Annotated in this window: 11 protein-coding genes; 10 read left to right on the forward strand and 1 reads right to left on the reverse strand. The window is 65.7% G+C overall.

What is annotated here, in order from left to right; translation table 11 throughout:
* Nucleotides 1-3: 3 nt before the first annotated feature.
* The 10 genes from B0I08_RS08005 (at nucleotide 4) to B0I08_RS17555 (ending at nucleotide 8,843) form a co-directional block, all read left to right on the forward strand.
* Nucleotides 4-645, forward strand: coding sequence for a hypothetical protein (locus tag B0I08_RS08005; protein WP_146134354.1), 642 nt, complete (start codon nucleotides 4-6; stop codon nucleotides 643-645).
* Nucleotides 646-651: 6 nt separating this feature from the next.
* Nucleotides 652-1,230 carry a hypothetical protein gene (locus B0I08_RS08010; RefSeq protein WP_146134355.1) on the forward strand — a complete coding sequence of 193 codons (579 nt, stop codon included), beginning with the start codon at nucleotides 652-654 and terminating at the stop codon, nucleotides 1,228-1,230.
* Nucleotides 1,231-1,295: 65 nt separating this feature from the next.
* Nucleotides 1,296-1,679, forward strand: a complete 384-nt coding sequence (locus B0I08_RS08015; protein WP_106211552.1) for a DUF1304 domain-containing protein — start codon at nucleotides 1,296-1,298, stop codon at nucleotides 1,677-1,679.
* A 235-nt stretch (nucleotides 1,680-1,914) separates the two neighbouring features.
* Nucleotides 1,915-3,420: a 3-isopropylmalate dehydratase large subunit gene (gene leuC, locus B0I08_RS08020; RefSeq protein ID WP_245884694.1), complete on the forward strand. Its 1,506-nt coding sequence runs from the start codon at nucleotides 1,915-1,917 to the stop codon at nucleotides 3,418-3,420.
* Complete coding sequence (leuD, locus tag B0I08_RS08025) at nucleotides 3,420-4,016, forward strand: 3-isopropylmalate dehydratase small subunit (protein WP_106211554.1); 597 nt, start codon at nucleotides 3,420-3,422, stop codon at nucleotides 4,014-4,016. The genes leuC and leuD overlap by 1 nt, the downstream gene beginning before the upstream one ends.
* The gene (gene murA, locus B0I08_RS08030; RefSeq protein ID WP_106211556.1) at nucleotides 4,017-5,384 is read left to right on the forward strand and encodes a UDP-N-acetylglucosamine 1-carboxyvinyltransferase; all 1,368 of its coding nucleotides are present in this window, start codon (nucleotides 4,017-4,019) and stop codon (nucleotides 5,382-5,384) included.
* Between the two features lie 7 nt (nucleotides 5,385-5,391).
* Complete coding sequence (locus B0I08_RS08035; protein ID WP_106211558.1) at nucleotides 5,392-6,147, forward strand: lysophospholipid acyltransferase family protein; 756 nt, start codon at nucleotides 5,392-5,394, stop codon at nucleotides 6,145-6,147.
* 75 nt (nucleotides 6,148-6,222) lie between these two features.
* Nucleotides 6,223-7,221 carry an NAD(P)H-dependent glycerol-3-phosphate dehydrogenase gene (locus B0I08_RS08040; RefSeq protein ID WP_245884695.1) on the forward strand — a complete coding sequence of 333 codons (999 nt, stop codon included), beginning with the start codon at nucleotides 6,223-6,225 and terminating at the stop codon, nucleotides 7,219-7,221.
* Between the two features lie 5 nt (nucleotides 7,222-7,226).
* A complete protein-coding gene (locus B0I08_RS08045; protein WP_106211561.1) occupies nucleotides 7,227-8,318 on the forward strand; it encodes a D-alanine--D-alanine ligase family protein in 1,092 nt (363 codons plus the stop codon).
* A 378-nt stretch (nucleotides 8,319-8,696) separates the two neighbouring features.
* On the forward strand, nucleotides 8,697-8,843 hold the full coding sequence (locus B0I08_RS17555) for an ANTAR domain-containing protein (protein ID WP_281260202.1): 147 nt from the start codon (nucleotides 8,697-8,699) through the stop codon (nucleotides 8,841-8,843).
* Between the two features lie 48 nt (nucleotides 8,844-8,891).
* On the opposite strand, the gene B0I08_RS08050 is transcribed toward B0I08_RS17555, so the two are convergent.
* Nucleotides 8,892-10,337 (reverse strand): LssY C-terminal domain-containing protein, encoded by a 1,446-nt coding sequence (locus tag B0I08_RS08050; protein WP_106211563.1) that lies wholly within the window; start codon nucleotides 10,335-10,337, stop codon nucleotides 8,892-8,894.
* Between the last annotated feature and the right edge of the window lie 248 nt (nucleotides 10,338-10,585).

Genomic DNA, 10,585 nt, shown 5'->3' on the forward strand with positions numbered 1-10,585 from the left:
GCAATGAGTAATAGTCAGAAACCGTCGGATGTGTACGGGTCCGGAATAGAGCCGGAACTCAATACCGTGCGGATCTTCCAGTCGCACAATGCCGCGGGCGTTCCCGAGGTGGCCCAGTTCGTAACGGTAATCCATCACCGCACGGCAAACACGCTGGGTTCCGACGCAATGGAATTCCTGCGCCCGCTCAACCCGTCCCAGACAAAGGATGCTGGCGTCTTTCTCTACAACGACCCCGCACGCGGGCGCGGATGGTTTCGCCTCGAACGGTTCAGTCCCTGGGATGCCGAGCGCATCCAGGAACTGGTGCGGATGGAAGAAATCATTCGAGTGGTCGGCCGCGAGCCGCTGCGCCCCGCGGATCTCGCCTTCGGCAATGCGATGGTGATGCGCACCAACAACCCGTGGATCATGTTCGGGATCGCTGCGGTCGGCACACTCTGCGGGCTCGGCATTCTGTCTTCAATCCTCGCCGCCTCCAACTTGGTGGAGCTCATCGCCCTCGTCGCTGTCGGTGTGCTGCTGATCCTCGCGAGCATCGCCGCCGCCGTCGTTGGCGCGATTCGTCTGCCCTGGTGGCGACGCGCTCGTCACCATGCCCGCGAACAGGGTGGAACAATGCCACCCGACCTGACTGGACTCTAGGTACTCATGAGAAAACTGCCCCTCGTGCTGCTCGCCAGCGCCGTTACGCTCACCCTCACCCTCACGTCGTGCGTTGGGTTCATCGCGGCCCCGGCTGACGATCCGCAGCTGCCGCAGAGCGGTGCGACTTCCGAGGACTATCAGGTTGTTGTGGATGCTGCGGAGCAAGTCGTTGCTGACGCCGCAGAAGAGTTCGTCCCCGAGTCCGTGATCGTCAAGGTCGAGCCCACGGTCGTTGACCTCGAGACCGACCGCCACCGAATGAGCTGCAGCGACACCACAAGCCAGTACACGAACATCGTGCGCTACTACCTCGTGGACGGTACCGATGAGATCGCCCTCATCGACGATATCCGCGAGACCTATGTCGCTGAGGGGTGGGATCGCGCTAGCAGCCTCGAGGAAGATCTCGGGGAGGAACAAGACCCAGAAAGCACCTACGTGCAGACTCTCCGTAGCCCAGAAGACTTCGGGCTTTCGGTCAGCCGAGGAGACGACGGCAACGGCGGCACCACCCTCAAGATGACGGTGTACTCGCCGTGTATTGGCAACCCCACCGATAAGCCGAGCGGCTGGGGCAAGTAGTCCGAGCAGGCCAGCAGCGAACGACCGTCATCAGCGGCAGGCCGCACCGCATCTAGGCTCGAGGCATGAGCATTTTCGCCGCGGTGGTTGCCGCCCTCGCCGCCCTCCTCCACGTCTACATCTTCGTTATGGAAAGCGCCTGGTGGACCAGGCCCGCGATCTGGAAGCGATTCGGGCTCGCCAGCCAGTCCGAGGCGGAGACAACGCGTGTGCTGGCGTACAACCAGGGGTTCTACAATCTCTTTCTCGCGATTGGCACCGCTGTCGGGATCGCGCTTTTCTTCGCGGGCCCGCGCGACGCTGGCGCGGCGCTGATGTTTTTCGGCCTCGGCTCAATGGTGCTCGCCGCCGTCGTCCTGACCACGGCGGGTCCCGGCCGCCTGCGCTCCGCGCTTACCCAGGGCACTCTGCCGCTGATCGCGATAGTGCTGCTGCTCATCGCCGTGTGAGCTGGGCCCGACGCGGGCCAGCCGTCGCCAGCACCGCGCGTGCTCGCATGGCGATCACAGCAGCGTGATGCCGGGCGTGGCAGTCAGACACGCCCGGGGCAGTCGGTGGTATTCTGGGGCCATGCAGTTCGAGCGGCTTCTCCTTCTTCGCCGCGACGAGTCCTAACCTTCTGGCCTCCCTCGTCGCGGAGTTTGTCGTTGGCTTACCCTCGAGAATTGAAGAAGGACCGCTCCCATGAACATGCAATCCACTGAAAGCAGCGCTGCGCCCGACGTACGGCCACGCACTCTCGCCGAGAAGGTCTGGGACGATCACCTCGTCGTCAAGGGTGAAGACGGCAGCCCCGACCTGCTCTACATCGACCTGCACCTCGTGCATGAAGTCACCAGCCCCCAGGCCTTCGATGGACTGCGGATGGCGGGCCGCCCTGTGCGTCGCCCCGACCTGACCATTGCGACCGAGGATCACAACACCCCGACGCTGCAGATCGATAAGCCGATCGCCGACCTGACCAGCCGCACCCAGATCCAGACCCTGCGCAACAACGCCGCCGAATTCGGCGTGCGCCTGCACTCGCTCGGCGACATCGAGCAGGGAATCGTGCACGTGGTTGGTCCGCAGCTCGGCCTGACCATGCCGGGCATCACCGTCGTCTGCGGCGACTCGCACACGTCCACCCACGGCGCCTTCGGCGCGATGGCGTTCGGCATCGGCACCAGCGAGGTCGAGCACGTGCTCGCCACCCAGACCCTGCCGCTGAAACCGTTCAAGACCATGGCCATCACGGTCGAGGGCGAACTGCGTCCCGGCGTGACCGCCAAGGACATCATCCTCGCTGTCATCGCCAAGATCGGCACCGGCGGCGGTCAGGGATACGTGCTGGAGTACCGCGGAAGTGCCATCAGGGCTCTCTCGATGGATGGCCGTATGACCATCTGCAATATGTCGATCGAGGCGGGCGCCCGGGCCGGAATGGTCGCGCCCGATCAGACCACCTACGACTACCTCAAGGGTCGGCCACACGCACCCGAGGGCACGGACTGGGATGAGGCCGTCGCCTACTGGGACACCCTGCCCACCGACGCCGACGCAGTGTTCGACGCCGAGGTCTTCCTCGATGCGAACACACTCGAGCCCTTCGTCACGTGGGGAACAAACCCCGGACAGGGTGTCTCTCTCAGTGAGCCCGTCCCGGACCCGTCGGTGATCGCCGACGCGAACGAACGTTCGGCCGCCGAGCGTGCCCTCGAGTACATGGACATCACCGCGGGCACCCCGATGAAGGACATTCGCGTGGATGCCGTCTTCATGGGCTCCTGCACCAACAGTCGCATCGAAGACCTTCGCGCCTTCGCCTCCATTATCAAGGGGCAGAAGAAAGCCGACGGCGTTCGGGTCATGGTCGTTCCCGGCAGCGCCCGGGTGCGCATCGAGGCCGAAGCCGAAGGAATAAACAAGATCGTCGAGGACTTCGGAGCAGAGTGGCGATTTGCAGGATGTTCGATGTGCCTCGGGATGAACCCCGACCAGCTCGCACCGGGGGAGCGCTGCGCCTCGACCTCGAACCGCAACTTCGAGGGTCGCCAGGGCAAGGGAGGGCGCACCCACCTGGTGTCGCCGCTGGTTGCCGCCGCGACCGCGATCCGCGGCACCCTGTCGAGTCCGTGGGACCTGATCGCCGGGCAGCGCAACGAGGACGGCATGACTGATACTTCGACAACCGTGAAGGTGGACGCCTGATGGACAAGATTTCCGTGGTCACCGGCGTCGCGGTGCCCCTGCAGCGTTCCAACGTCGATACCGACCAGATCATCCCCGCGCAGTTCCTCAAGCGGGTCACCAAAACCGGCTTCGATGACGCCCTGTTTTACTCGTGGCGCCAGGAGCCCGATTTTGTCATCAACCAACCCGCGTACTCCCACGGCGGGGTGCTCGTTGCCGGAGCAGATTTCGGCACCGGATCCAGCCGCGAACACGCCGTCTGGGCGCTGCGTGACTTCGGTTTCAACGCGGTTCTGAGCCCCAGGTTTGGAGACATCTTCCGGGGCAACTCGGGCAAACAGGGCCTTTTGGCGGCTCAGATCACGGAAGAAGACGCCGAGCGAATCTGGGCAATCATCGGGGAAAACCCCGGGATAACGATCTCGGTAGACCTGGTGGCGCGAAACGCCACCATCGGCAACCTGACCGTGCCATTCGAGATCGATGATTACACTAGGTGGCGTTTGCTTGAAGGCCTGGATGACATCGGGTTAACAATGCGTGACGAAGCGCACATTACAGAATTTGAATCTCGCCGCCAGTCCTGGCGGCCCAAAACATTGCCGGTGAAATAAGTGAGTTCGCTCCTCGAAGACGCCCAAAGGGCCGCAAAGCGGGTTGGTTTGACGTCCGACAGCATCATCATCAACGGCGGCAAGCCGCTGCGCGGGCGCATCGAGGTGCGCGGGGCGAAGAACCTGGCGACCAAGGCCATGGTTGCGGCCCTGCTGGGTGAGACCCCGAGTGTTCTCAAGGATGTTCCGGACATTAGCGACGTCGGCGTAGTGACCGGAATGCTGGGCGCCTACGGTGTCTCGGTGACGAGCACCGCGCCCGGCGAGCTGCTGCTGGATCCCACCAACGTGGAGAAGGCGCATTTCGCCGAGATCGACGCGTTGGCCGGCTCCAGCCGCATCCCCATCCTGTTCTGTGGCCCGCTGCTGCACCGTCTCGGTGAAGCGCTGATCCCTGACCTTGGGGGCTGCCGCATCGGTGACCGTCCGATCGACTTCCACATGGACGCGCTCCGCGCCTTCGGTGCTGTCGTCGACAAGAGCTACGAGGGCATCCGCCTCACCGCCCCCAACGGTCTCAAGGGCGCCAACATTGAGCTCCCCTACCCGAGCGTCGGCGCCACCGAGCAGGTTCTGCTCACCGCGGTCCGCGCCGAGGGCGTCACCGAGCTGAAGAACGCCGCGATCGAGCCCGAGATTATGGACCTCATCGCCATCCTCCAGAAGATGGGGGCGATCATCAACGTGGAGCCCAACCGCGTCATCTTCATCGAGGGCGTCGAGAAGCTCTACGGCTACAACCACCGCGCGCTCTTCGACCGCAACGAGGCCGCAAGCTGGGCCTCCGCCGCTCTCGCCACCGAGGGCGACATCTTCGTCGGCGGCGCCAAGCAGCAGGAACTGATGACCTTCCTCAATATCTTCCGTAAGGTCGGCGGCGCGTTCGACATTCACGAAGACGGCATCCGCTTCTACCACCCCGGCGGCGAGCTCAAGCCCGTCGTGGTGGAGACCGACGTTCACCCCGGCTTCATGACCGACTGGCAGCAGCCGCTCATTGTCGCGCTCACCAAGGCGCACGGCGTCTCGGTGGTGCACGAGACGGTGTACGAGAACCGGTTCGGCTTCACCGACGCTCTCATCGAGATGGGCGCTGACATCGTCGTGCATAAGGACGGCCTCGCCGCCATCACCCGCCGCGTTCCCCAGCGTCCGCTGGAGCAGGCGGCCGTGATCACCGGTCCGACGAAGCTGCACGGTGCCGACATCCGGGTTCCCGACCTGCGTGGGGGATTCAGTCACCTGATCGCGGCACTGACCGCGGAGGGCCAGTCGACGATCAGCAACGTAGGCATCATCAGCCGCGGGTACGAGCACTTCGTCGACAAGCTCAGGATGCTCGGAGCCGACTTCATTTACGAGGGATAGCCCGACAATGCCCCCTGCGTCGGCGATGAAGCCTGCCCGCTCGGAGAAGACGCCGATCTTCCGGTTCCTGGCGATGCTGCTGTTGCCGCTGATGAACGTGCTTGCGCGCTACGTCATCCACAACCCCGAAAGGGTGCCGAAGAGCGGGGCCTTCGTGCTTGCGCCCAATCACTTCAGCGAGATCGACCCAGTTGTGATCGGGCTGGCGATGTGGAGGGTGGGGCGGATGCCGCGCTACCTGGCTAAGGCGTCGCTGTTCAAGATCCCCGTGGCGGGGTGGCTGCTGCGCCGGGCTGGGCAGATCCCCGTCGAGCGCGCCGGCACTCGCGGCAGCGACCCGCTGACGGCCGCGCGCAAGATCGCGCACGAGGGCCTCGCCGTGGTGGTGTACCCCGAGGGCACGCTGACCCGCGACCCCGACCTCTGGCCCATGCGGGGAAAGACCGGGGCGGTGCGCATTGCTTTGCAGGAAGGCATCCCGATCATCCCCGCAGCCCACTGGGGAACGCAGCTGGTGATGCCCCGCTACGCCAAGCGGATCAGCCTTTTTCCGCGGAAGACCGTTCACATCAGCTTCGGTGATCCGGTAGACCTCTCGGCGTTCGCCGGCCGGGGTCTCGACACCAAGACCCTCACCGAGGCAACGGAGGTGGTGATGCAGGCAGTCACGGCGCTCGTGGCAGAGCTTCGCGGAGAGCCCGCGCCGGCCGTGCGCTGGGATCCAGCCAAACATCAGCAAACCGAAACGGGACGCTTTGAGTAACCGACGCACCATCCACCCCACCCTCACCATCGACAACACACGGGCCGCACACGTTCCATTCGGCGGGGTGTCGCTGTGACCCGCGTCGCCGTGCTCGGTGCGGGCTCCTGGGGAACGACGTTCGCGAAGATCGTCGCGGACGGCGGCGCCGACGTGAGCGTCTGGGCCCGGCGCCCTGAACTTGCCCGCGAGATCGCCGAGTCCAAGCGCAACAGCGACTACCTCCCGGGAATCAACCTTCCCCGGTCTCTGCGTGCCAGCTCGCACCTCGCGGAGGTGCTCGACGGCGCCACGCAGGTCTTCGTGTCCGTGCCCAGCCAGAGCCTGCGCGAGAACCTCCGCCAGTTCGGCGACCTGATCCCCGCAGACGCCGTTGTCGTGTCGCTGATGAAAGGCGTCGAGAAGAGCAGCGGCGCGCGGATGAGCCAGGTCATCGAGCAGGAACTGGGGATTGGCGTGGACCGTATTGCCGTGGCATCCGGACCCAACTTGGCCCTGGAAATCGCAAAGGAACAGCCGACCGCCGCCGTCATCTCGTCTGCCAGCCTGGACACGGCGACCGCGGTCGCGCTGACGGCGACCAACCCCTACTTTCGCTCGTTCGTGAACACCGACGTGATCGGCACTGAGTTCGGCGGAGTGCTGAAGAATCTCATTGCTGTGGCGATCGGCATCGTCGACGGCGTCGGGTACGGCGAGAACACCAAGGCTTCGATCATCACGCGCGGGCTGGTCGAGATGACCGACTTTGCGGTGGCGTACGGCGCGCGGGCCGAGACACTGTCGGGGTTGGCGGGACTGGGCGACCTGATCGCGACCTGCGAGTCACCGCTGTCCCGGAACAACACCGCGGGACGCCTGCTCGGCCAGGGCTACAGCTTCTCTGACGTGATCAAGCAGATGAACCAGACCGCGGAGGGGCTGGCGTCGGTGGCACCCATTCTGGAGCTCGCCCGGGCCAAGGGCGTCGACATGCCGATCGTGCGGCAGGTCGGCGAGGTGCTGGCCGGTACGCTGAACCCGCGGGACATCGCTCCGCACCTGACCACCGATCCGATGCCCCAGGGGGAGTAGCACCCGTGCCCACACAGACCGTCGTTCTTCTATTCGGCGGTCGCTCGTCAGAGCACACCATTAGCTGCGCAACCGCCGGCGGGGTGCTCGAGGCCATCGACCGCGCCAAGTACACCGTCATTCCCGTAGGGATCACGGCGGACGGCGCGTTCGTGCTCGAGGAGGACCGCGCCGAGAAGTTCACCTTGAACCCGGAGGCGATGCCCCAAGTTCTGGACAACGGCACGCGGGTGAACTGGCCGTCGTCCGCGGCCACCCGGGAGCTGTCGTACACCGACGCCGCGGGCAACACCCACAGCCTCGGTGACGTCGACATCGTCTTTCCGATCCTCCACGGGCCGTTCGGCGAGGACGGCACCGTGCAGGGCATGCTCGAGCTGATCGGCCTGCCCTACGTGGGCGACGGCGTTCTCGCCTCCGCCCTGGGAATGGACAAGCACTACGCCAAGATCGTGTTTGCCGCCGCGGGCATTCCCGTCGCGCCTGGCACCACGGTCACCGCCCGCGATTGGCTCACCGATCCCGCGTCCGTCGAGACCGCGGCATCCGCCCTTGGCTGGCCTGTCTTCGTGAAGCCGGCCCGCGCCGGCTCCAGCGTCGGAGTCACCCGCGTGGCGTCGCTTGCTGAGCTGTCGGGCGCCATGGACATCGCGCTGGCCGAGGACTCCAAGGTGCTCATCGAAACGGCCGTCGTCGGCCGGGAGATCGAGTGCGGCGTGCTCAGTGGCCGCGCCGGAGCTGCGCCGCGGGTGTCGCTGCCCGGGGAGATCGAGGTGACCGGTCGTGGGTTCTACGACTTCGCGGCCAAGTACCTCGACGCTCCCGGAATCGGCCTGGTGTGCCCGGCCAACATCACCCCGGAACAGCTGGCCGAGCTCCAGCGGCTCGCGGCACTCGCTTTCGACGCGATCGGCGGAGCGGGTCTCGCGCGCGCGGACTTCTTCCTGACCGATGCCGGATTCGTGCTCAACGAGGTCAACACGATGCCCGGCTTCACGCCGATCTCGATGTTTCCCAAGTGCTGGTTGGCAAGCGGCATGAGCTACCCCGAGCTCATCGACGAGCTGATCGAACTGGGCCTCGAGACCGTCCGCTAACGGGGAACAACGCCAGGCCGCACTGCTCCGTGCAAGGCCCCAACGGGCAGCGCCGAGAACGTGGTTCAGTGCATCGCCTCTGCCGCGTCCTGTCTCTGGCTGGGCGATTGCGGGAACATGGAAATATCGACGGCTGGCTGGCGAGCGGGGCGGAGCACGGTCATTTCGGGGATGCCCGGCTGCCTAAGGTCTGGGGTGGCCGTGCACTAGATTTGGGGCCGTTCCGCTCCTGCCGCAAGTTCTCAAAAGACATTCGCGCGAGGCCCGGCCAGGCCCGGCCGGTGCCAGGCCCGGCCAGGCCCGGCCAGGCCCGGCCAGGCCCGGCCAGGCCCGGCGAGGCCCGGCCAGGGCGGGCGAGGCTGGGCCAGGCGGCGTCCTATTCCAACCCATCGTCTCGACATGGCCGCCGCCTTCCGGCTGCTCCGACACCATTCCCGCTCGACCCAAACACCGCTGTCGGTGGTCGCTGCCGCGGTGATCGACAGAAGCCTCAACATCGTTCTGACGCAGCCACCCGCCCGGTAGGTCGAGACCCGCCCGGTGGACCGGAGGCTCCGAGTTCGAGTGCGCTTTCTAGCGCCGCCCGGAGACTCGCTTCTTCGCCTTGTGGGGACGCCGCGCATATTCACGGGCGCGGTCGCTCGAGAGCGCGAGTAAGAGCAGCACGTCGAGCGATAGCCCGGTAATCGTCGTGTCGAGGGTGAGCGCCGCCGCCCCTGCCGCCTGGCCTACCGCCTGGCCTGCCGCCTGTGCGGCGATCGACACCGTGCTCAAAGTCATGGCCACCACCCGCGCCCAGTTGGCGCCGAGGTACACCCGCCACGCGATGACTGCTTCGGCGAGACCGAACGCCGCGATTGCTGCTGTCACCACCCAGAGGGTGGCTTGTCCGGAGGAAGTGGCGGCGCCGACATCCGCCTCAGGGTCCCATTCGACGCCAGGAAGCACCGAGTTCCACGACAGCAGAACAACCGCGACGGTGGAGAGGGCGACGATCGCCCGAGCGCCGACGAGGATAGCGGCGACGACGGTCTGGGCGGGGCGCACGTCCCTGCTGTCCGTGGGGATCGGGAGGGTATTCGCCGGATCCACGGGGATGTGGGCAAGGTCAACCACGGGGAGGTCACCGTCTGTCTGGATGGAATCACCCCCGCCGTTGCGCGCGTGATAACCGGTGGAGAAGTCCTCGATGGTATCTACCCGAACGGAGGGGATGGCGGCGGTGATGGTGGCAACAATATGGTCGCGTTCGGTGTCGGTGCGGGCTTCGATCTTGTGGGTCACTTGGAGGGTGAACAGCGACAGGCCGACGCTGCGGTCGTAGGTTCCGGCCGCGAGCCAGTCGGTGCTGCGCCCACCCGGAAGTTTCCACCCTGCCGGGCAGCGCCAGAACCGAACGTGGTGGCGCTTGCCCGGAGTGCCGTCAACTTCTTGTTGATAGGCGAAGTCCTGCCTCCGGTCGAACAGCGTCAACGGACTCACCGGCGCTTCGGCGTAGCTGCGCCGCGTCAGGGTGGCGCGCACGATCCGCCCGCCGGTTGCCAGAGCCAGGTCGTCGGCCCTGACCCACCCGGCGCGGGTCATTGCCTCGTGGACGTGCTCCTCCGAGCCGAGAAAGGCCACGTTGACAGGGTCGCCGAGCAGCCCGTCGCTGGTGCGCGCGCGTCCGATGAAGTACGGCGGCACGTAGATGGAGGTAAGGATGCGGTGCAGCCGCGGCAGCACGAGGTAGGCGAGGAGCCCCCAGTAGACAATCGAGAACCACACCTGCCCCCACCCGAGCGAGAAGCTTTCGCGGAACAGCAGGTAGGACAGCCACACCGCCGCTACGCCGCCGAGCAGGAAGAAGAGTCCGTCGACGCGGGTGTCGGTGCGTGCGGTGGCGGTGGCGGTGGTGGATGTCGGGGTGCTGGAGGTGGGGATGGATGTCGGGGTGGTGGGGGTGGGGGTGGATGTCGTGGTGGTGGGGGTGGATGTCGTGGTGGTGGCGGATGTCGCCCGGGCCCGCCATCGCGACATCAGCACTCCTTCCGGCCGCAGAATTACCTGCAGTCTCGCAGAACGGGCCCGGGGCAGGAAAGGGGCGGATTGTCGCCCTATCGCGGTCCTTCGGGCTCCGTGGCGCCGTGACTTGTCGGGTCCAGAACTGAAGTGTCGTGAATTGTCGGGTCCCGGAACATGTCAACCTGTTTGAGGGATTAGGCGGCGGTTTGTGTTTCGGTTTGAGTGGGGTAATTGATCCACGATTCAGCATTGACCGTTGATGC

The organism is Glaciihabitans tibetensis (assembly GCF_003003265.1).
GTDB lineage: Bacteria > Actinomycetota > Actinomycetes > Actinomycetales > Microbacteriaceae > Glaciihabitans > Glaciihabitans tibetensis.

Coding starts and splice junctions, on each gene's coding strand:
- B0I08_RS08010 (WP_146134355.1), top strand. CDS start 652: ATGAGAAAACTGCCCCTCGTGCTGCTCGCCAGCGCCGTTACGCTCACC.
- B0I08_RS08005 (WP_146134354.1), top strand. CDS start 4: ATGAGTAATAGTCAGAAACCGTCGGATGTGTACGGGTCCGGAATAGAG.
- leuC (WP_245884694.1), top strand. CDS start 1,915: ATGAACATGCAATCCACTGAAAGCAGCGCTGCGCCCGACGTACGGCCA.
- B0I08_RS08050 (WP_106211563.1), bottom strand. CDS start 10,337: ATGTCGCGATGGCGGGCCCGGGCGACATCCGCCACCACCACGACATCC.
- leuD (WP_106211554.1), top strand. CDS start 3,420: ATGGACAAGATTTCCGTGGTCACCGGCGTCGCGGTGCCCCTGCAGCGT.
- B0I08_RS08015 (WP_106211552.1), top strand. CDS start 1,296: ATGAGCATTTTCGCCGCGGTGGTTGCCGCCCTCGCCGCCCTCCTCCAC.
- B0I08_RS08035 (WP_106211558.1), top strand. CDS start 5,392: ATGCCCCCTGCGTCGGCGATGAAGCCTGCCCGCTCGGAGAAGACGCCG.